We start from the raw sequence: 21,835 nt of genomic DNA on the forward strand, positions 1-21,835 counted from the left end.
CCGAACCTGTCAGGCCATGGTTGCCAGCCTTGTTGGCACGACGCGGTTTCGGCGTGGGCACCACTGCCGCTCCGCACGACTTGAGGCATGCACCAAGGCAGGCGCCGCCTCACTCCCAGGAACAATTGGCCCGAAACAGATGTAGGAGCGGCCTTGTGCCGCGATGCGCCGCGCGGGCGGCGCTCGATCTCATAGGCGCCAGAGAATCTTCGGCGAACACCTCTGAGACACAACGCAACCCCAAGGCGAACACCTCGCACACAACCCAATCCCAAGACAGGCACCAACCAGCCCTGACACCTATATAAAGCAGCCCCAAAAACAAAAGCGGGAGACCTACCGGTCTCCCCGCTTCATATATCTATATAGAAAGCATCACAACACCCCAGCAACCCGAAGCCGCTGCACCGCCTCTCCATCCAACCCCAGCACCTCCCCCAGCACCACCTCGGTATGCTCCCCCAGCAACGGCGGCGCCTGCCGATACTCCACCGGCGTCTCCGACAACCGGATCGGGCTGGCCACCTGCGGCACGCTGCCCGCCAACGGATGAGGAACATTCACTGCCAGCCCACGGGCCAGCACCTGCGGATCCTGGAACATCTGCGCCAGGTCGTTGATCGGCCCACACGGCACGCCCGCCTTCTCAAGCTCACTCACCCACTCGGCCGTGGTCTTGAACACCGTGGCCTGGCGAATCAGCGGAATCAGCTCGGCGCGATTGGCCACCCGCTGTTTATTGGTGGCAAAGCGTGGGTCATCCGCCCAGTGCGCCTGCCCGGCCACTTCCGCGAACTTGCGGAACTGCCCGTCATTGCCCACGGTAAGAATGAAGTTGCCATCAGCCGTCGGGAAATCCTGGTACGGCACAATGTTCGGGTGCGCATTGCCCAACCGGCGAGGCGCGGTACCGGTTGTGAGGTAGTTCATGGCCTGGTTGGCCAGGCAGGCCACCTGTACATCCAGCAACGCCATGTCGATGTGCTGGCCAATACCAGCCTGATCACGGTGCGCCAGGGCCGCCAGGATCGCCACGGTGGAATACAGCCCGGTGAGGATGTCGGTCAGCGCCACACCAACCTTCATCGGCCCGGCACCCTCCTCCCCCTCCGGGCGACCGGTCAGGCTCATCAGCCCACCCAGCCCCTGGATCATGAAGTCGTAGCCGGCACGCTTGGCATACGGCCCGGTCTGGCCGAAGCCGGTGATCGAGCAGTAGATGAGCTTGGGATTGACCGCCTTCAGGCTCTGATAGTCCAGCCCATAGGCCGCCAGTCCGCCTACCTTGAAGTTCTCGATGACGATATCCGACTTCGCCGCCAGCTCGCGCACCAGGCGCTGGCCTTCCGGCTGGGTGAAGTCTATGGTCACCGAGCGCTTGTTGCGGTTGGCCGACAGGTAGTAGGCCGCCTCGCTGGTGTTCTCGCCCTGGGCGTCGCGCAGGAAAGGCGGCCCCCAGGAACGGGTGTCGTCACCCGCCCCCGGACGCTCGACCTTGATCACATCGGCGCCAAGGTCGGCCAGGATCTGGCCAGACCAAGGGCCGGCCAGCACCCGGGAAAGATCCAGCACCCGCAGATGGGAAAGCGCGCCCATGGCCTGGCTCCTCTATTAATAGAACGCCTGGATGCCGGTCTGCGCACGCCCCAGGATCAGCGCGTGCACGTCATGGGTCCCTTCGTAGGTGTTGACCACCTCGAGGTTGACCAGGTGGCGGGCCACTCCGAACTCGTCGGAGATGCCATTGCCGCCCAGCATGTCGCGGGCCAGACGGGCGATATCCAGGGCCTTGCCGCAGGAGTTGCGCTTCATGATCGAGGTGATTTCCACCGCCGCGGTGCCTTCGTCCTTCATCCGCCCCAGGCGCAGGCAGCCTTGCAGGGCCAGGGTGATCTCGGTCTGCATGTCGGCCAGCTTCTTCTGGATCAGCTGGTTGGCGGCCAAGGGGCGGCCGAACTGCTGGCGGTCCAAGGTGTACTGGCGCGCAGTGTGCCAGCAGGCCTCGGCGGCGCCCAGGGCGCCCCAGGAGATGCCATAGCGGGCCGAGTTCAGGCAGGTGAACGGACCTTTGAGGCCACGCACGTCCGGGAAGATGTTCTCTTCCGGCACGAACACGTTGTCCATGACGATCTCGCCGGTGATCGAGGCGCGCAGGCCCACCTTGCCATGGATGGCCGGGGCGCTGAGGCCGTCCCAGCCTTTCTCCAGCACGAAGCCGCGGATATCGCCGGCATCATCCTTGGCCCAGACCACGAACACATCGGCGATCGGGCTGTTGGTGATCCACATCTTGCTGCCGGTCAGGCGATAGCCACCGTCGACCTTGCGGGCGCGGGTGATCATCGAACCCGGGTCGGAACCATGGTTGGGCTCGGTCAGGCCGAAGCAGCCGATCCACTCGCCGCTGGCCAGCTTCGGCAGGTACTTCTGCTTCTGTGCCTCGGTACCAAACTCGTTGATCGGCACCATCACCAGCGACGACTGCACGCTCATCATCGAGCGGTAACCGGAGTCGATGCGTTCCACCTCGCGGGCGATCAGGCCGTAGCACACATAGTTCAGGCCGCTACCGCCGTACTGCTCGGGGATGGTCGCGCCAAGCAGGCCGACTTCACCCATCTCGCGGAAGATCGCCGGGTCTGTCTGCTCGTGGCGGAACGCCTCCAGCACACGGGGTGCCAGCTTGTCCTGGGCGAACTGATAGGCGCTGTCGCGAACCATGCGCTCTTCTTCAGTGAGCTGCTGATCCAGCAGCAGCGGGTCGATCCAGTTGAAGCTTGCCTTGCCAGCCATGTGCGGATTCCTCGAAAGATGGGAACGAATTGTTGTGCTGGATTGATCCTAGGCCTGATCGGCCCGCGGGACAAACGAGGATTGCGCACGGTTTAGTGATATTTTCTCACTTCGTAATCATCGAAATGCCCTGTTCAACGCCCTACAAGTGAGGTTGACGTACATGCGCCGCAAGATCCCCAGCACCACCGCCCTGGTCTGCTTCGAGGCGGCCGCGCGTCACGAGAGCTTCACCAAGGCCGCCCAGGAACTGGCCCTGACCCAGGGCGCCGTCTGTCGGCAGATCGGTGGCCTTGAGGCCTTCCTCAATGTCGAACTGTTCCGCCGCTCGCGCCGGGGCGTGAAACTGACCGAAGCCGGGCTGTCCTACAGCCGCCAGGTGGCTGCGCAGCTGGATGCGGTGGAGCGCGACACGCTTTCGGTGATGCGCCAGCAGGGCGCCAACGTGATCGAACTGGCGGTGGTACCGACCTTCGGCACGCAATGGCTGCTGCCGCGCCTGAAGGACTTCCAGCAGCGCCACCCCGAAGTCACGGTCAACCTGACCAACCGCACCCGCCCCTTCCTGTTCGCCGACACGCCCTTCGACGCCGCCATCTATTTCGGCGACGCCGACTGGTCCGGAACCCAGTCCCACCGACTGATGGGCGAGAACCCCGTGCCGGTGTGCAGCCCCGCGTTGCTGGACGGACAAGCCAGCCTCGACGCCCGGCGCATCGCCGAATTGCCCCTGCTGCAGCAGACCACGCGCCCCTATGCCTGGCGGCAATGGTTCGACGGCCTGGGCATGAGCGTCGAGCGCGACATGACTGGCCCGCGCTACGAACTGTTCTCCATGCTGGCCCAGGCCGCCATGCACGACATGGGCATCGCGCTGATTCCGCCGTTCCTGATCCAGCGCGAGTTGCAGGAAGGTCGATTGCTGGTCGCTAACAGGCATGCCCTGTCCAGCGACAAGGCCTACCATCTGATGATCCCTGAGCGAAAGGTGGAGTCCGCTTCGCTGCGGGCGTTTCGCGACTGGCTGGTGGCGCAGGCACAGCAGTACACCGCCACCAGCTGAGGCCATAAAGCGACAACCTGACTCCGTAGTCAATTATTTTGAACACCTACAGATATATGGATTTGTCGCAAATTCGTAATCTGTTCCGTTTACCGGAAAAACCGTAGCAACCCTAGTGACTGCGCGGGTTTGCGGCTTATTTTGCGACATTCACAACGCCGCGAACGAAAACGGCCGAAATTTTTTCGTTTTTTCCCCTAAGCTGCGAATAGCGCGTACTTGACGGGCTCGATCGGAATCGTTGCGACATACGGTCACAGGGTGACTTGTAGTTTTGAGTTCGTTTCGCTTCAGAACCTGTTGAAGGCCCCTGGGTTCGTCTGCAAAATGCCTCTCCCGCCTCGAACCAGGCGGAGTCGTGCTCTACGGCCGCCCAGCCGCACCACCCGAAGTGCGCTGGTTTCCATAAAGACAATAAAGGTCACCGCAGGAGACATAGTCGTGCACATTGGTGTTCCTCTCGAGACGCAGACGGGTGAGACAAGGGTCGCCGCGACCCCGGAAACCATCAAGAAACTGGTAGGCCAGGGCCATCAGGTCACCGTGCAACGGGGGGCAGGGCTCAAAGCCAGCATTCCCGACAGTGCCTATGAAGCCGTGGGCGCCACCCTGGGTGAAGCCACCGACGCCTTCGGCGCGCAGCTGGTACTCAAGGTGGTCGCGCCCGATGATCAGGAACTGGCGCTGATCAACAGCACCAGCCTGTTGGCGGGCATGCTCAACCCCTTCAACAACGAACTGATCGGCAAGATGGCCGAACGCGGCATCACCGCCTTCGCCCTGGAAGCCGCGCCACGCACCTCGCGGGCCCAGAGCCTCGACGTGCTGTCGTCCCAGGCCAACATCGCCGGCTACAAGGCCGTGCTGCTGGCGGCTCACCACTACCCTCGCTTCATGCCCATGCTGATGACCGCCGCAGGTACGGTGAAAGCCGCCCGCGTGCTGATCCTCGGCGCCGGCGTCGCCGGCCTGCAGGCCATCGCCACGGCCAAACGCCTGGGTGCGGTGATCGAAGCGTCGGACGTGCGTCCGGCGGTGAAGGAGCAGATCGAATCGCTGGGGGCCAAGTTCATCGACGTGCCCTACGAGACCGATGAAGAACGCGAATGTGCCGAAGGCGTCGGCGGCTATGCCCGGCCGATGCCGGCCAGCTGGATGCAGCGTCAGGCCCAGGCCGTGCACGAGCGCGCCAGGCAGGCCGATATCGTCATCACCACTGCGCTGATTCCCGGGCGCAAGGCGCCGACCCTGCTCAGCGCCGAGACCGTGGCGCAGATGAAGCCCGGCTCGGTGGTCATCGACCTCGCCGCGGCCCAGGGCGGCAACTGCCCGCTGACCGTGGCCGATCAGGTCGTCATGCACAACGGCGTGACCCTCGTCGGCCCGACCAACCTGCCGGCCCAGGTCGGCGCCGATGCCTCGGCGCTGTACGCGCGCAACCTGCTGGACTTCATGAAGCTGCTGTTCGACAAGGACGGCAACCTGGTCATCAACCTCGAAGACGACATCGTCGCCGCGTGCCTGATGTGCCGCGACGGCCAAGTCGTGCGCAAGAACGGCTGAGGAGCACGACAATGGAAGACATGCTGATTTCCCACGGCATCTACAACCTGATCATCTTCGTGCTGGCCATCTACGTGGGCTACCACGTGGTGTGGAACGTCACCCCGGCCCTGCACACGCCGCTGATGGCGGTCACCAACGCCATTTCCGCGATCGTCATCGTCGGCGCCATGCTGGCCGCCGCGCTGACCGTCACCCCGGCCGGCAAGGTCATGGGCACCCTGGCCGTGGCGCTGGCTGCGGTCAACGTGTTCGGTGGCTTCCTGGTCACCCGCCGCATGCTGGAAATGTTCAAGAAGAAAACCAAGAGCGAGGGGCAGAAGTAAGCATGAGCATGAATCTGGTAACGCTTCTGTACCTGGTCGCCTCGGTCTGCTTCATCCAGGCGCTCAAGGGACTCTCGCATCCGACTACCTCACGCCGCGGCAACCTGTTCGGCATGATCGGCATGGGTATCGCCATCCTCACCACGGTCGGCCTGATCTACAAGCTTGGCGCAGAGCTTGCGACCGCCGGCATCGGCTACGTCATCGTCGGCCTGCTGGTCGGCGGCAGCGCCGGCTCGATCATGGCCAAGCGCGTCGAGATGACCAAGATGCCCGAGCTGGTCGCCTTCATGCACAGCATGATCGGCCTGGCCGCGGTGTTCATCGCCATCGCTGCCGTGCTCGAGCCGCAATCGCTGGGTATCGTCGCCGCCATCAGCGACCCGATCCCCACCGGCAATCGCCTGGAGCTGTTCCTTGGCGCGGCCATCGGTGCCGTCACCTTCTCGGGCTCGGTGATCGCCTTCGGCAAGCTGTCGGGCAAGTACAAGTTCCGCCTGTTCCAGGGCGCACCGGTACAGTTCGCCGGCCAGCACAAGCTGAACCTGATCCTGGGCCTGGCGACCATCGCCCTGGGGCTGCTGTTCACCTTCACCGGCCACTACAGCGCCTTTACCCTCATGCTGGCCCTGGCCTTCGTCATGGGCGTGCTGATCATCATCCCGATCGGCGGGGCCGACATGCCGGTGGTGGTGTCGATGCTCAACAGCTACTCGGGCTGGGCGGCGGCGGGTATCGGCTTCTCGCTGAACAACTCGATGCTGATCATCGCAGGTTCCCTGGTGGGCTCCAGCGGTGCGATCCTCTCGTACATCATGTGCAAGGCGATGAACCGTTCGTTCTTCAACGTCATCCTCGGCGGCTTCGGCGGCGATACCGATGTCGGCGCGGCGCAGGGTTCGAAGGAGCAGCGCCCGGTGAAGTCCGGCTCGGCCGACGACGCCACCTTCCTCCTGAGCAACGCCGACAGCGTGATCATCGTCCCCGGCTATGGCCTGGCGGTGGCCCGCGCCCAGCACGCACTCAAGGAGCTGACCGAGAAGCTGACCCACAACGGGGTGACCGTGAAGTACGCGATCCACCCGGTGGCGGGGCGCATGCCTGGGCACATGAACGTGCTGCTGGCCGAGGCCGAGGTGCCGTACGACCAGGTGTTCGAGATGGAGGACATCAACGCCGAGTTCGGCCAGGCCGACGTGGTGCTGGTGCTGGGCGCCAACGACGTGGTCAACCCGGCGGCGAAGAACGATCCGAAGTCGCCGATCGCCGGCATGCCGATCCTCGAAGCCTTCAAGGCCAAGACCATCATCGTCAACAAACGCTCCATGGCCAGTGGCTATGCGGGTCTGGACAACGAACTGTTCTATCTGGACAAGACCATGATGGTGTTCGGTGACGCCAAGAAAGTCATCGAGGACATGGTCAAGGCGGTGGAGTAATAGCAGGAGCGATGCTTTGTGGGAGCGGGCTTGCCCCGCGATGATGGCTTGAATGCAGCATCGCCATCGCGGGGCAAGCCCGCTCCCACGAAACCGCTGCTGTCGAACAAACCCCGGGAAGTCATTCCCGGGGTTTGTCGTATTTGCCTGATCCAGATCAACGGCTCTACTTCCGGCCTTCGCCTACGACCATGGTCGCGGGACGGTTCCGGGTGAAATCTCTAGACTGCGCTTCCAGTAGCTTCAGTAGCCTGAGATAACAATCCATGTACCGTGATCGTATCCGCTTGTCCTCCCTGCACAGCAAGGTTATGAGTGCGGCTGACGCCGCTGGCCTGATCCAGGACGGCATGACCGTCGGCATGAGCGGTTTCACCCGCGCCGGCGAAGCCAAGGCCGTGCCCCATGCACTGGCCGAACGTGCAAAACAGTCGCCGCTGAAGATCAGCCTGATGACCGGCGCCAGCCTGGGCAACGACCTGGACAAGCAACTGACCGAGGCCGGCGTGCTGGCCAGGCGCATGCCGTTCCAGGTCGACAGTACCCTGCGCAAGGCCATCAACGACGGCAAGGTGATGTTCATCGACCAGCACCTGTCGGAAACCGTCGAGCAGCTGCGCAACAAACAGCTCACCCTGCCGGACATCGCGGTCATCGAAGCGGTGGCGATCACCGAACAGGGCCATATCGTGCCGACCACCTCGGTCGGCAACTCGGCCAGCTTCGCGATCTTCGCCAAGCAGGTCATCGTCGAGATCAACCTGTCGCACCATGCCAACCTCGAAGGCCTGCACGACATCTACATCCCGACCTACCGCCCGACCCGCACGCCGATCCCGCTGGTGAAGGTCGACGACCGCATCGGCAGCACCGCGATCCCGATCGACCCGGCCAAGATCGTCGGCATCGTCATCAGCGACCAGCCGGACTCGCCGTCCACCGTGCTGCCGCCTGACCACGAGACCCAGGGCATTGCCGACCACCTGATCGCCTTCCTCAAGGGCGAGGTGGACGCCGGGCGCATGAGCAACAACCTCGGCCCGCTGCAGGCCGGCATCGGCAGCATCGCCAACGCGGTGATGTGCGGCCTGATCGAGTCGCCGTTCGAAAACCTGACCATGTACTCCGAAGTGCTGCAGGACTCGACCTTCGACCTGATCGACGCCGGCAAGCTGAGCTTCGCCTCGGGCAGCTCGATCACCCTGTCGAGCCGCCGCAACGCCGACGTGTTCGGCAACCTGGAGCGCTACAAGGACAAGCTGGTGCTGCGTCCGCAGGAGATCTCCAACCATCCTGAAGTGGTGCGTCGCCTGGGGATCATCGGCATCAACACGGCGCTGGAGTTCGACATCTACGGCAACGTCAACTCCACCCACGTCTGCGGCACCAAGATGATGAACGGCATCGGTGGCTCGGGCGACTTCGCCCGCAACGCGCACCTGGCGATCTTCGTCACCAAGTCGATCGCCAAGGGCGGCGCGATTTCCAGCGTGGTGCCGATGGTCAGCCACGTCGACCACACCGAGCACGACGTGGACATCCTGGTGACCGAGGTGGGCCTGGCCGACCTGCGTGGCCTGGCTCCGCGCGAGCGCGCCCGGGTGATCATCGACAACTGCGTGCACCCGGACTACCGCGCCGCGCTGAACGATTACTTCGAGCGCGCCTGCCTGCGTGGCGGGCATACCCCGCATATCCTGCGCGAAGCCTTGAGCTGGCATGAGAACCTGGAAGAAACCGGGCGGATGCTGGTCGGTTGATCATCTTCACGGTTTGAAATTGCCGGGGGCGCTTTGCGCCCCTTTTCGCGGCACAAGGCCGCTCCTACAGAAGACCACGATCCCCTGTAGGAGCGGCCTTGTGCCGCGAAAAGGCTGCATGAGATCTACAAGGTCTGCACCAGCCCAGGACTCGGCACCTGCAACAGGTACTCGATCAACGCCTCCACCGGTAACGGCCGGCTTACCAGGAACCCCTGCACCTGGTCGCAACCGAACGCCCGCAGCAGCGCCAGCTGCTCCTCGCTCTCCACCCCTTCGGCCACCACCTCCAGGTTGAGGTTGTGCGCCAGGTTGATCATCGCGTGCACCAGCTTGGCGTTCTCCTCGCGCTGCTCCATGCCGCCGACGAAACTGCGATCGACCTTGAGCAAGGTGATCGGCAGGCTGTTCAGGTGCACGAACGACGAGAAGCCGGTCCCGAAGTCATCCAGCGAGAAACGCACCCCCAGGCGCCCCAGGGCGTCCATGGTCTGGCGCACCAGCTCGTTGCGCCGCATCACGGCAGTCTCGGTCAGTTCGAACTCCAGCCAGCGCGCATCGACGCCGTGCTCGACGATCAGCCGGCTCAGGGTGGCCAGCAGCTGGCTGTCCTGGAACTGGCGAAAGCTCAGGTTTACCGCCATGTGCAGCGGCGCCAGGCCGCGCTCGCGCAGGGCCTGCATGTCGCTCAGCGCCCGGGAGATCACCCAGTAGCCCAGCGGCACGATCAACCCGCTCTGCTCGGCCAACGGCACGAATTCGCTCGGCGCGAGCAGGCCGCGCTCGGGATGATTCCAGCGCACCAGCGCCTCCAGCCCGACGATGCGGCCGTCGGCGAGGTTGAGCCGCGGTTGATAGTGCAGCTCCAGCTCGTCGCGGCGCAGGGCGCGGCGCAGCTCGCTCTCAAGGTCAGCCAGGCTGCGGGCGTTGCGGTTGATGCGCTCGTTGAACACATGGAAGGTGCAGCCCTGGCTGCTCTTGGCCTGGCGCATGGCGATGTGCGCGTGCCACATCAGCGGGTCGGCGCCGGCCTGGGCGCGGGCATGGGCGATCCCCAGGCTGCAACCGAGCAGCAGGCTCTCGCCGTCGATCCAGTAGGGCTCGGTGAGCGCTTCGGTGATGCGCTCGGCCATCCACTCGGCGCGATTGGGGTCGCGCCGGGTGTCGATCAACAGGGCAAACTCGTCGCTGCCCAGGCGTGCCAGCTGGTCGCTCGCTTCCAACTGGTGTTTCAACCGACCGACCACCTGCAGGATCAGCCGGTCGCCACCCTGGTGGCCGAGGGCGTCGTTGACGTGGCGGAAGTTGTCCAGGTCGAGGTGGCCGAGCGCCAGGCCGCGGCCTTCGTTCTCCGCCAGGCGCGCGGTCAGCAGGGCCTGGAAGCCCTGGCGGTTGGCGATACCGGTCAGCGGATCCTGTTCGGCCAGGCGCTGCAGGGTGGCCACCAGCACGCCGCGCTCGCGCACATGACGCAGCGAGCGACGCAGGGTGTCGGTGGTCAGCTGCGCCAGCACCAGCCAGTCGCTGACGCCCAGCGGCGCGCTGGCCGGCTCCTGCTCCAGCAGCAGGATGGTCGGCAGCTCGCAACGCCCCGGCGCCGGCTGCAGCTCGGGCGTGGCCAGCACCACGGCCTGGCGGTCATTGGCGAACAAGCTGTCCACCGCCGCCCAGTTGGGCGCGGTCAGCAGCACGACGCTACCGTCCATCGGCTGCAGGCACTCGCGCAGGTGCACGGCCCACTCCGGCTCATCAGCCAACAGCAGCAAACGCAGGGGTTCGACAGGCGTGGACAAGCGGGCTCCTTAGACATGGGCGGTGGAACGGCGAGCGCGGGCAATCCTACCCGATTAATTGGAAATGATTTTCACTTTTAGTCGTTGCCCTTCCCTGGCCGCCATCCCGACGCAATCTGACGTGCATCCTGCGCGAAAGTAGCAGATGCGGCAAATCCGATTCGCGCCCTGCATCACAACGTCAGACGGTCGCGCATTAACAGCCCCATGCCTGCTAGAATGCGCGGCTATTTTCTGGTTACCCCCGGTTTCTAGCATGTCCCGACTCAATCCCCGGCAACAGGAAGCCCGAGACTACGTCGGCGGCCCTCTTTTGGTGCTCGCCGGTGCAGGCTCCGGCAAGACCAGCGTGATCACGCGCAAGATTGCCCACCTGATCCAGAACTGCGGCATCCGTGCCCAGTACATCGTGGCGATGACCTTCACCAACAAGGCCGCGCGCGAGATGAAGGAGCGGGTCGGCACCCTGCTGCGCCCGGGGGAAGGCCGGGGCCTGACGGTGTGCACCTTCCACAACCTGGGCCTGAACATCATCCGCAAGGAACACGAGCGCCTGGGCTACAAGCCGGGCTTCTCGATCTTCGATGAATCCGACATCAAGGCGTTGCTGTCGGACATCATGCAGAAGGAATACTCCGGCGACGACGGCATCGACGAGATCAAGAACATGATCGGTGCCTGGAAGAACGACCTGATCCTGCCGCCCGAGGCCCTGGAAAAGGCACGCAACCCGCGCGAGCAGACCGCGGCCATCGTCTACACCCACTACCAGCGCACGCTCAAGGCGTTCAACGCGGTGGACTTCGATGACCTGATCCTGCAGCCGGTCAAGCTGTTCCAGGAACACCCCGACGTGCTCGAACGCTGGCAGAACCGCGTACGCTACCTGCTGGTGGACGAATACCAGGACACCAACGCCAGCCAATACCTGCTGGTGAAGATGCTGATCGGCATGCGCAACCAGTTCACCGTGGTCGGCGACGATGACCAGTCGATCTACGCCTGGCGCGGCGCCCGCCCCGAGAACCTGATGCTGCTCAAGGAGGACTACCCCTCCCTGAAGATCGTCATGCTCGAGCAGAACTACCGCTCCACCAGCCGCATCCTGCGCTGCGCCAACGTGCTGATCGCCAACAACCCCCATGCCTTCGAGAAGGAACTGTGGAGCGAGATGGGCGTGGGCGACGAGATCCGCGTGATCCGCTGCAAGAACGAGGAAGCCGAGGCCGAGCGCGTGGCCATGGAAATCCTCACCCTGCACCTGCGCACCAACCGCCCGTACAGCGACTTCGCCATCCTCTACCGGGGCAACTACCAGGCCAAGCTGATCGAACTGAAGCTGCAGCACCACCAGGTGCCGTACCGCCTCTCCGGCGGCAACAGCTTCTTCGGCCGCCAGGAGGTCAAGGACCTGATGGCCTACCTGCGCCTGCTGGTGAATCCGGACGACGACAACGCCTACCTGCGGGTGATCAACGTGCCGCGCCGTGAGATCGGCTCGACCACCCTCGAGAAGCTCGGTAACTATTCCACCGAGCGCGGCATCTCGATGTACGCCGCCAGCGAGGAGCTGGGCCTGGGCGAGCACCTGGATGCCCGCTACACCGAGCGCCTGCAGCGCTTCAAGCACTGGCTCGACGGGGTGCGCCACAAGGTCGCCCTGGAAGATCCGATCGCCGCGCTGCACGAGATGATCCGCGACATCGACTACGAGAACTGGATCCGCCAGCAGACCGCCAGCGACAAGGCCGCGGAGTTCCGCATCAGCAACGTCTGGTTCCTGGTCGAAGCGCTGAAGAACACCCTCGAGAAGGATGAAGAGGGTGACATGACCATCGAGGATGCCATCGGCAAGCTGGTGCTGCGCGACATGCTCGAGCGCCAGCAGGAAGAGGAAGAGAACGCCGAAGGCGTGCAGATGATGACCCTGCACGCCTCCAAGGGCCTGGAGTTCCCCTACGTGTTCATCATGGGCATGGAGGAGGAGATTCTTCCCCACCGCTCGAGCATCGAAGCCGACACCATCGAAGAGGAACGCCGCCTGGCCTACGTGGGCATCACCCGCGCACGCCAGACCCTGGCCTTCACCTTCGCCGCCAAGCGCAAGCAGTACGGCGAGATCATCGACTGCACCCCGAGCCGGTTCCTCGACGAACTGCCGCCGGATGACCTGGCCTGGGAAGGCCTGGACGATGCGCCCGTGGAAGTGAAAGCCGCGCGCGGCAACAACGCCCTGGCCGATATCCGGGCGATGCTCAAACGCTGATCAACCATTACTCTTAAACTTTGCCGCTATTTGCGGCCACGGTGGCTTGTATGGCCGATTTGTGAGCTCAAATTCGAGTGCCAGGGTTCGGCACACAAGGCGCCGCGACGAGTCGTAGTCCAGCTACGGCGAGGAGCGGCAACGCAGTGTGACGAAGGCTGGCGCCGAAGTTGGGCTTACAAATCGGCCATACAGGCCACTATCTACATCGAGGAAAAAACAGTGGAAGCACTGCAGCAGAAGATTCGCGAAGAAGGCATCGTGCTTTCCGACCAGGTTCTCAAAGTCGACGCGTTTCTCAACCACCAGATCGACCCGGCGCTGATGCAGCTGATCGGTGACGAGTTCGCCCGCCTGTTCGCCGATTCGGGCGTGACCAAGATCGTCACCATCGAAGCCTCCGGCATCGCCCCGGCGGTAATGACCGGCCTGAAGCTCGGCGTGCCGGTGATCTTCGCCCGCAAGCACCAGTCGCTGACCCTGACCGAGAACCTGCTGACTGCCTCGGTGTACTCCTTCACCAAGCAGACCGAGAACACCGTGGCCATCTCGCCGCGCCATCTCAACAGCAGCGACCGCGTGCTGGTGATCGACGACTTCCTGGCCAACGGCAAGGCGTCCCAGGCGCTGATCTCGATCATCAAGCAGGCCGGTGCCACCGTGGCGGGCCTGGGCATCGTCATCGAGAAGTCGTTCCAGGGCGGCCGCGCCGAGCTGGACAGCCAGGGTTACCGCGTCGAATCGCTGGCCCGGGTGAAGTCGCTGGAAGGTGGCGTAGTTTCGTTCATCGAGTGATGGACCCGTGGGAGCGGGCTTGCCCCGCGATGGCGTCAGGTCAAACAAAGATATTGCCCGAGCTGACGCCATCGCGGGGCAAGCCCGCTCCCACGCTGCATCATTGCCGCGTCGCCCGAAGCGCCGCCAACAGCAACCGCTGATACAACTCCTCCTTCAACCCCTGTGGCTCACCCAGCCCCATCCTCGCCAACGCTGCCCCATACCCCTCGGGCCCCGGCGCATCCAATGCCGCCTTGCCCAACTCCAAAACCTCGCTCAACTTGAACTTGCTCTTCAACCAGTTCAGCGCTCGCAACAGATCCCGCTCCTCTGACGTGAAATCAGTCCCCAGTGGATACTCCGGGAACAGTCGCGCATGCCGTGCCCGGATTGCTTCGAGCCGCTCAGGCGTATTGTCCATGAACCGCGCGTCCAGCTCGAAGTCCTTGGCCAGCTTGCCCGCCGCCTTGGCCTGCTCCATCAGCTCGCGCTGAAAACGTGAGTCACTGATCGCCAGCAACCGTGCGATCACCTCGCTGTCGGTCTGCCCACGCAAGTCGGCGATGCCGTACTCGGTGATCACGATGTCCCGAAGGTGTCGGGGAATGGTGCAATGGCCGTAGGTCCAGTAAAGGTTCGAGGTAACTTCGCCACCGGCCTCGCGCCAGCTGCGCAGCAACAGGATCGAGCGACCGCCCTCCAGCGCATGCCCCTGGGCGACGAAGTTGTATTGCCCGCCCACGCCGCTGAGTACCCGGCCATCCTCGAGCTGGTCGGCAACCCCCGCACCCAGCAGGGTCATGCCGAACACCGTGTTGATGAAGCGTGCATCCCGACGCTGTCGACGCTTGCGCTCCTCCTGGCCGTAGAGCTCGTTGATGAAGCTGATGGCGCTCATGGCGAACCGTGCGCGCTGTTCCAACGGCATCTCGCGCAGGCGCTGGTAAAACGCCCGTGGCCCGAGGAAGAACCCGCCATGGATCAGTACCCCCTGCTCGTCCGCAGGGCGGCGCACCACCCCGGCGTCGGCCAGTGCCAGCAGGCCATTGACGAACATCTCGCTGCAGCCGTACAGCCCCTGGGCGAAGGTATCCAGCCCCCCTTCCCGCTCGATCAGTACCTGCCAGGCGCCGATATCCAGTTCATCGAGCAGCGCACGATAGCCCTCGTTGTCGCCCTGGCGCGCCAGCAGTGCCGCCGTGATCGCATCACCCATGGCACCGATGCCGATCTGCAGGGTGCCGCCGTCACGCACCAGGGCGCTGGCATGCAGGCCGATGCAGTGGTCCTGGGTGTTCACCGGCATGTTCGGTGTGGAGAACAGCCGACGTTGTTCGGGCTGGTCGATCAGCAGGTCGAACTGCTCCAGGCCCAGCTCCGAGTCCCCAGGCATGTAGGGCAGTTCGTCGTGGACCTGGCCGAGTACCAGGATGGTCTCGCCGGCGGCTCGGCGCCGGGCGACCATCGGCAGCAGGTCGAGGGTGATGTCGGGATTGCAGGCCAGGCTCAGGTGGTCGGGCCGCTCGGGCGTGGCCGCCACCAGTTGCGCAACCAGGTTCAGGCCCTTGGCGTTGATGTCGCGGGCAGCGTGGCTGTAGTTGCTGCTGACGTAGTCCTGCTGCGCCGCCTCGCTGTGCAGCAGACTGCCGGGCTGCATGAAGAACTGCTCGACACGGATGTTAGGCGGGAGTCGGTTGGCACGCAGGTCGGCCAGGTAGGTGAGCTCTTCGTAGTCGGCGAATACACGCTCGATGAAGGGTTCGAGGAAACGACGCTGCAGACCGTCGCCCAGCGCGGGGCGGCCAAGGGACAGGGCGGTGTAGATCGTCAGCCGACGCTCGGGGAGATCGCGAACCCGCGCGTACAGCGCGTTGACGAAGGCATTGGGTTTGCCCAGGCCAAGCGGCAGGCCCACATGGATATGGCTCGGCAAGCGAGCCAGGACGTGCTCGACGGCCTGCTCGATTGAACAACGGTGCATCTGGGCCTCCTGAATTGTCCGCGGGCTCAGGGGTTGGACATGAATACAAACGGTTTGGTTGCTTGGCTAGGTTCCTTCCCAAACAAGCGTGGGTTTTACTCTGTCCGCTCGGAGCGCTGCGGAAACTCTCTAAGGCCTTGAGTTTACTCAGATCTTAGAATATAGGGTTTTTGCCCTTCTTGGATCTCAAACAGCACCACAACATCCTTGAACCCTTCAGGCTTGATCATGGGAGTACCAAAGGCATCTTTCTTATACTCGACCCCGTAAGTCCATTTTCTGATATCCGCAAAGACGAAGTAGATATGGCTTTTTCCTCCGGCCTTGTCAATCTGAGCGGAGTACTCATTGGCGTGCCCAGTAGTCGTTGCATAATAGAATCCACGCCCTTGAGAGGCTCTGAATGAATAATTCAGACTCAATCCGCGTTCCAATGAGCCCCTATGGATTTCTTCACTGGCGTGAAAGCCAAGAAATGTTAAAGTGCTCGACATCTTGTCAGGCCCACTGGGCACTGCGACCTGCTTGGTTTGAACCGCACCACCTAGAGGTAGTCTAGATGTACCAGACAAAACACTAGAGAAATACGGTCGAGCCATGCTGAAAACGAACTCAAATAGACCATGGCCACTTGGGTCGCAACGAGTGACTGGATTTCCCTGACAGTAAGCATATGCGTTCTCCCCCCCTAAATCGAATGGGCTCATAGAATCTGAACTATTGAATCGCATCAGTATTGGATTAAATGCACGATAGCCATTACCCAAAAGATAATGCCCGGTTATCGGTTCTAATCGCTCCCCATTAAAACCGAGGGTAATCGTCAGCTCAGGATGGTAGCCGTAAGGTGAATAGGCAACGCTCTGCAGCGAACAGCAGGGGTTGACTCTAGTCAGCGTCGAACGCTGCTGAGCCACGGCCAATAATGTACTAACTCTTTTGTCGACCATCATGATGCACCCTCTGCCACGGCTGGGTGCATTATTATCATGACCACACCTGGAGCAGAGTACTGATAAAAATACCAGGTCTCGGTCTATAGAACTGGAGGCGCAAAAAACAAAGCCCGCCAGGATAGGCGGGCCTTGTGTATTCCATCTATGGCTTACAGCCCGGACATCTTCTTGATCGCACCCTTCAGGTCTTCATCCGAGCAATCGGCGCAGGTGCCCTTCGGCGGCATGGCGTTGATCCCGGTGATAGCCTTGGCCAGGATGCCGTCAAGGCCGCCCTGGTGATCGGCACGCTCTTTCCACGCCGCGGTGTCGCCGATCTTCGGCGCGTTCAGCAGGCCGGTGCCATGGCAGGCGTTGCAGTGCTTGGCAATGATCTCGTCCGGTGTCTTGGCACCGCCGCCGCCGGCAGTGGCGGCCACTTCCATGCCCTTGCATTCCTGGCCCTGGACGCACACCTGGCCGACCGGCTCGAGGCGCTTGGCGATGTCGTCGTTGGTTGCAGCGGTTGCGCTCATTGCCCAAAGGGCGAATACGGCTGCTGGTACGGCCAGCATCTTCTTGATTTGGTTCACGCGAACACCCTCATGGTGGCTAATCACGCCCGCGGCCACGGAATTGCGAGCGTTGAAAAGTATAGCGGGAACCCGGAAGGCGTGAAACGACCACACTCAGGGAAAGGGTATTGGCGAATCAATGCACTGCGCTGGATCAAAAGTTCGACGGGGTCGCCGCGCTGATCAAACGTGCCGGCTCCTCGAACGGGTTGCGAAAGCGGTGTGGACGGGTGCTTTCGAAGTAATAGCTGTCGCCGGCCTCGAGAATGAAGATCTCGGTACCAACCACCAGCTCCAGGCGGCCTTCGAGCAGGATGCCGGTCTCTTCGCCGTCGTGGGTGAGCATTTCCGCGCCAGTGTCGGCACCCGGCGGGTAGACCTCGGTGAGGAAGGCGATGGCCCGGTTGGGATGCGACTTGCCGACCAGCTTCATGGTCACCGCGCCGTCGGAGATGTCGATCAGCTCGTGGGCCTTGTAGACGATCTGGGTCGGGCTTTCCGGCGCCAGCTCCACCGAGAAGAACTCGACCATGGACATGGGGATACCGCTGAGCACCTTGCGCAGGGAGCTGATTGACGGGCTCACGCTGTTCTTCTCGATCATCGAGATGGTGCTGTTGGTCACCCCCGCGCGCTTGGCGAGTTCACGCTGGGACAGGCCCTTGAGCTTGCGGATGGCTTGCAGTCGTTCACCGACGTCCAAAGCTGGAGCCTCCTGAATCGGTCGAGATGGGGGTAGTGTGAACGATATGATGGCAATGCCGTTCAGTATTTACAACACACAGCCCCGCAGCCTGTCCGCTTCAGCGCCTTATTCGCCGATATAGTCCAGTGGCACGCGTTTGAGATTGCAGAAAATCTGGTACGGAATGGTCCCGGCCTGCATCGCCACGTCGCTGGCCAGGACTTGCTTGCCCCACAGCTCCACCGGGCTGCCGACGGTGGCCTCGGGCACCTCGGTGAGGTCGACGCAGAGCATGTCCATCGACACCCTGCCGATCAGCTGGGTGCGCTTGCCGGCCACCACCACCGGGGTGCCGGTGGGCGCCTGGCGTGGGTAGCCGTCGGCATAGCCCATGGCGACAACGCCCACGCGGGTCGGGCGCGGACTGAGGAACTTGGCGCCGTAGCCCACCGGTTCGCCGGCCGGCAGCTCGCGCACGCTAATGATCCGCGATTGCAGGGTCATCACCGGTTGCAGGCGGGCCGCTTCGGCCTGCGCCACCTCGAACGGCGTGGCGCCGTAGAGCATGATGCCCGGGCGCACCCAGTCGCTCTTGATGCTCGGCCAGCCCAGCACGGCCGGTGAGTTGCGCAGGCTGCACTCGGCAGCCAGGCCCTGGCGTGCGGCCTCGAACACGGCGACCTGCTGCTCGGTGGCGGCGGCATCGAGCTCGTCGGCGCGGGCGAAGTGACTCATAAGCACGATGCGCGACACCTTGCCGCTGGCCAGCAGGCGCTGGTAGGCGTCGTGGTAGTCCTTGGGGTGCACACCGACGCGGTGCATGCCGGTATCCATCTTCAGCCAGATGGTCAGCGGCTTGCGCACCGAGGTCTGCTCGAGCGCTTCCAGCTGCCACAGCGAATGCACCACGCACCACAGGTCATGCTCGGCGATCAGCGCCAGCTCGCTGGCCTCGAAGAAACCTTCGAGCAGCAGCAGCGGTGCCTTGATGCCCGCCGCGCGCAGCTCCAGGGCTTCCTCGATGCAGGCCACGGCAAAACCGTCGGCCTCGGGCTCGAGCGCCAGGGCGCAACGCACCGCGCCATGGCCGTAGGCGTCGGCCTTGACCACGGCCAGGGCCTTGGCGCCGGTCAGCTCACGGGCCAGACGGTAGTTGTGACGGAGGGCTTGGAGGTCGATCAGGGCACGGGCGGGACGCATGGCGGCAGCCTTCTGGCAGTTCTGGTTATCGATAAAGCCCCGGCGCGGCAGATGGGGGTAGGTACCCACCGCGCCGGGGTGAGGGAACAGGTCAATCGGTGTGAACTTCTTCGCGGGTAAACCCGCTCCCACAGGGGGCAGCACAAACCTGTGGGAGCGGGTTTACCCGCGAAAGGGCCGGCGCAGACGCCCGCTTACTGGTGCGCAGGCGCCGGCTGGCCATGCTTGGCGATCTCGCGGCTGTTGCCATAACGCGAGATGTCCAGGCCTTCGGCACTGATCTGCGGCTTCTTGCGCGCGATCAGGTCCGCCAGCAGGCGACCGGAACCGCAGGCCATGGTCCAGCCCAGGGTGCCGTGACCGGTGTTGAGGAACAGGTTACGGAACTTGGTCGCCCCGACGATCGGGGTGCCGTCCGGGGTGGCCGGGCGCAGGCCGGTCCAGAAGCTCGCCTGGCTCAGGTCGCCGCCGCGAGGATAAAGGTCGTTGACGATCATCTCCAGTGTTTCGCGCCGACGCGGGTTCAGCGACAGGTCAAAACCGGCGATCTCGGCCATGCCGCCGACACGGATGCGGTCGTCGAAACGGGTGATGGCGACCTTGTAGGTCTCGTCCAGTATGGTCGAGGTCGGCGCCATGTCGCCGTTGGTGATCGGCACGGTCAGTGAGTAGCCCTTGAGCGGGTAGACCGGGGCCTTGATGCCCAGCGGCTTGAGCAGCTGCGGCGAGTAGCTGCCCAGGGCCAGCACGTAGCGGTCGGCGGTTTCCAGCTTGCCGTCGATCCACACGCCGTTGATGCGGTCGCCGGCGACGTCCAGGCGCTGGATGTCCTGGCCGAAGCGGAACTCGACGCCCAGCTTGATGGCCATCTCGGCGAGCTTGGTGGTGAACAGCTGGCAGTCGCCGGTCTGGTCGTTGGGCAGGCGCAGGGCACCGGCGAGGATGTCCTTCACCCCGGCCAGGGCCGGTTCGACGCGGGCGATGCCATCGCGGTCGAGCAGCTCGTATGGCACGCCGGATTGTTCCAGCACGGCGATGTCCTTGGCCGCGGCGTCGACCTGGGCCTGGGTGCGGAACAGCTGGGTAGTGCCCAGGCTGCGGTTTTCGTAGGCAATGCCGGTTTCGGCGCGCAGCTCGTCGAGGCAGTCGCGGCTGTACTCGGACAGGCGCACCATGCGCTCCTTGTTCACCGCATAACGGCTGGCGGTGCAGTTGCGCAGCATCTGCGCCATCCACAGGTACTGGTCGACGTCGCCGGTCAGCTTGATGGCCAGGGGCGCGTGGCGCTCCAGCAGCCACTTGATGGCCTTGAGCGGCACGCCCGGGGCGGCCCAGGGCGAGGCATAGCCGGGCGAGATCTGGCCTGCGTTGGCGAAGCTGGTTTCCATGGCCACCGCCGGCTGGCGATCGACCACCGTGACCTCGAAACCTTGCCGGGCCAGATAGTAGGCACTGGCGGTACCGATCACACCGCTACCAAGTACCAGAACTCGCATTGTTGTATCCCTCGCACGCGGCTCGCCGCAGTCTTTTGTTGAAATGGCATGGATGCGCGCAGTATATGAATCTCAAGCCAGTGCTATTCACTATATAAGCAGCTATATTTGGCGAGAATTCTCGGCAAAATCGCCTTTCACGGAGGGGCATCCCCTATGAGAACCCAGCACCAGAGCAAACGTGAACTGGACAAGATCGACCGCAACATCCTGCGGATCCTGCAGAATGACGGGCGTATTTCCTTCACCGAACTGGGCGAGAAGGTCGGGCTGTCCACCACCCCTTGCACCGAGCGCGTACGGCGCCTGGAGCGCGAGGGGATCATCATGGGCTACAACGCCCGACTCAATCCGCAGCACCTGAAGGGCAGCCTGCTGGTGTTCGTCGAGATCAGCCTGGACTACAAGTCCGGCGACACCTTCGAGGAATTCCGCCGCGCCGTGCTCAAGCTGCCCCATGTGCTGGAATGCCACCTGGTGTCGGGCGACTTCGACTACCTGGTGAAGGCGCGGATCTCGGAGATGGCCTCGTACCGCAAGCTGCTCGGCGACATCCTGCTCAAGCTGCCCCATGTGCGCGAATCGAAGAGCTACATCGTGATGGAAGAAGTGAAAGAGAGCCTGTGCCTGCCGATCCCGGACTAGGGTCTGTACGAAATGTGTCTGCGCGAAGGCCAGACAAGGCGAAACGGGGGGAGGAAGCGGAGTGTACTGGAGTACATGAGCATTCCGAGCCCCGTTTCAACGCAGTATGGGCGAGTGCAGATACATTTCGTACAGAGCCAAGGCCTCAGACCAGCACCTGACGGGTCGTGGCGATGAACTGGTGGACCAGTTGCTCGGCCGCAGGCTCGATAGGCTGCGCCGGCCCTCGGCCACGGGGGCAGGCCAGGCGCGGGGTGGTGCCGAACAGTCGGCAGATCATCGGGCGCTCTTCATAGACCGTGCAGCCGTTCGGCCCCAGGTGCACGCAGTCCAGGCGCTCCAGGGCGGCGTCCTGCTCGGCCTGGGTCTTGCGCGGCAGGCGGGCCATCTCCTCGGCGGACGTGGTGACCGGGCCGCAGCAATCGTGGCAGCCGGGCTCGCACTCGAACGAGGGGATGAGTTCGCGCAGGAAGTGGATCTTGTGGCGGTTGCAGGACATGACCAAGGACAGTGCGATGAATGAGGTTGAATTATAAGC

Annotated in this window: 18 protein-coding genes; 8 read left to right on the top strand and 10 right to left on the bottom strand. The window is 63.4% G+C overall.

Translation table 11 applies throughout. The annotated features are described in order from the left end of the window. Positions 1-375: 375 nt before the first annotated feature. Positions 376-1,596, bottom strand: a complete 1,221-nt coding sequence (locus POF53_RS24770; RefSeq protein WP_232855384.1) for a CaiB/BaiF CoA transferase family protein — start codon at positions 1,594-1,596, stop codon at positions 376-378. Between the two features lie 15 nt (positions 1,597-1,611). Further along, entirely contained in the window at positions 1,612-2,793 is a 1,182-nt protein-coding gene (locus tag POF53_RS24775; RefSeq protein WP_028689912.1) for an acyl-CoA dehydrogenase, read from the bottom strand. Between the two features lie 163 nt (positions 2,794-2,956). Here POF53_RS24775 and POF53_RS24780 point away from each other — a divergent pair, with 163 nt between their 5' ends. From POF53_RS24780 to scpC, 5 genes are all read left to right on the top strand, one after another. Next, on the top strand, positions 2,957-3,856 hold the full coding sequence (locus POF53_RS24780; RefSeq protein ID WP_203649451.1) for a LysR family transcriptional regulator: 900 nt from the start codon (positions 2,957-2,959) through the stop codon (positions 3,854-3,856). 441 nt (positions 3,857-4,297) lie between these two features. Further along, complete coding sequence (locus POF53_RS24785) at positions 4,298-5,419, top strand: Re/Si-specific NAD(P)(+) transhydrogenase subunit alpha (RefSeq protein ID WP_232855386.1); 1,122 nt, start codon at positions 4,298-4,300, stop codon at positions 5,417-5,419. Positions 5,420-5,439: 20 nt separating this feature from the next. Beyond that, entirely contained in the window at positions 5,440-5,745 is a 306-nt protein-coding gene (locus tag POF53_RS24790) for an NAD(P) transhydrogenase subunit alpha part 2 (RefSeq protein WP_498969908.1), read from the top strand. Between the two features lie 2 nt (positions 5,746-5,747). After that, positions 5,748-7,184 carry an NAD(P)(+) transhydrogenase (Re/Si-specific) subunit beta gene (locus POF53_RS24795; RefSeq protein WP_203649439.1) on the top strand — a complete coding sequence of 479 codons (1,437 nt, stop codon included), beginning with the start codon at positions 5,748-5,750 and terminating at the stop codon, positions 7,182-7,184. Between the two features lie 266 nt (positions 7,185-7,450). Next, positions 7,451-8,944, top strand: coding sequence for a succinyl-CoA:acetate CoA-transferase ScpC (gene scpC / locus POF53_RS24800; RefSeq protein WP_498969898.1), 1,494 nt, complete (start codon positions 7,451-7,453; stop codon positions 8,942-8,944). Positions 8,945-9,069: 125 nt separating this feature from the next. Here scpC and POF53_RS24805 read toward each other — a convergent pair whose 3' ends face one another. Beyond that, on the bottom strand, positions 9,070-10,737 hold the full coding sequence (locus POF53_RS24805) for a putative bifunctional diguanylate cyclase/phosphodiesterase (RefSeq protein ID WP_232855388.1): 1,668 nt from the start codon (positions 10,735-10,737) through the stop codon (positions 9,070-9,072). Positions 10,738-10,993: 256 nt separating this feature from the next. Between POF53_RS24805 and rep the strand changes: the two genes are divergently transcribed. Beyond that, positions 10,994-13,003 carry a DNA helicase Rep gene (rep, locus tag POF53_RS24810; protein ID WP_050707509.1) on the top strand — a complete coding sequence of 670 codons (2,010 nt, stop codon included), beginning with the start codon at positions 10,994-10,996 and terminating at the stop codon, positions 13,001-13,003. Positions 13,004-13,225: 222 nt separating this feature from the next. Next, positions 13,226-13,798: a xanthine phosphoribosyltransferase gene (locus POF53_RS24815; protein WP_234562806.1), complete on the top strand. Its 573-nt coding sequence runs from the start codon at positions 13,226-13,228 to the stop codon at positions 13,796-13,798. A 100-nt stretch (positions 13,799-13,898) separates the two neighbouring features. Here the strand turns inward: POF53_RS24815 and POF53_RS24820 are convergent, their stop codons facing one another. From POF53_RS24820 to dadA, 6 genes are all read right to left on the bottom strand, one after another. Next, positions 13,899-15,761, bottom strand: a complete 1,863-nt coding sequence (locus tag POF53_RS24820) for an acetyl-CoA hydrolase/transferase C-terminal domain-containing protein (RefSeq protein WP_498969900.1) — start codon at positions 15,759-15,761, stop codon at positions 13,899-13,901. A gap of 143 nt (positions 15,762-15,904) precedes the next feature. Continuing rightward, positions 15,905-16,714: an RHS repeat-associated core domain-containing protein gene (locus POF53_RS24825; protein WP_498969902.1), complete on the bottom strand. Its 810-nt coding sequence runs from the start codon at positions 16,712-16,714 to the stop codon at positions 15,905-15,907. Positions 16,715-16,866: 152 nt separating this feature from the next. Beyond that, positions 16,867-17,289: a c-type cytochrome gene (locus tag POF53_RS24830; RefSeq protein WP_028689921.1), complete on the bottom strand. Its 423-nt coding sequence runs from the start codon at positions 17,287-17,289 to the stop codon at positions 16,867-16,869. A 136-nt stretch (positions 17,290-17,425) separates the two neighbouring features. Then, positions 17,426-17,974: a cupin domain-containing protein gene (locus POF53_RS24835; protein WP_023629132.1), complete on the bottom strand. Its 549-nt coding sequence runs from the start codon at positions 17,972-17,974 to the stop codon at positions 17,426-17,428. Positions 17,975-18,082: 108 nt separating this feature from the next. Then, complete coding sequence (gene alr, locus POF53_RS24840; RefSeq protein WP_232855390.1) at positions 18,083-19,156, bottom strand: alanine racemase; 1,074 nt, start codon at positions 19,154-19,156, stop codon at positions 18,083-18,085. Between the two features lie 194 nt (positions 19,157-19,350). Then, the gene (gene dadA, locus POF53_RS24845; RefSeq protein WP_186732204.1) at positions 19,351-20,652 is read right to left on the bottom strand and encodes a D-amino acid dehydrogenase; all 1,302 of its coding nucleotides are present in this window, start codon (positions 20,650-20,652) and stop codon (positions 19,351-19,353) included. 156 nt (positions 20,653-20,808) lie between these two features. Here dadA and dadR point away from each other — a divergent pair, with 156 nt between their 5' ends. Further along, complete coding sequence (gene dadR, locus POF53_RS24850; protein WP_003258963.1) at positions 20,809-21,297, top strand: transcriptional regulator DadR; 489 nt, start codon at positions 20,809-20,811, stop codon at positions 21,295-21,297. Positions 21,298-21,442: 145 nt separating this feature from the next. Here the strand turns inward: dadR and POF53_RS24855 are convergent. Beyond that, positions 21,443-21,835: YkgJ family cysteine cluster protein (locus POF53_RS24855; protein ID WP_498969906.1), on the bottom strand; the 393-nt coding region annotated here is incomplete at its 5' end.

This window comes from Mitsuaria sp. RG, assembly GCF_028369275.1.
GTDB classification, from domain to species: Bacteria; Pseudomonadota; Gammaproteobacteria; order Pseudomonadales; family Pseudomonadaceae; genus Aquipseudomonas; species Aquipseudomonas peradeniyensis.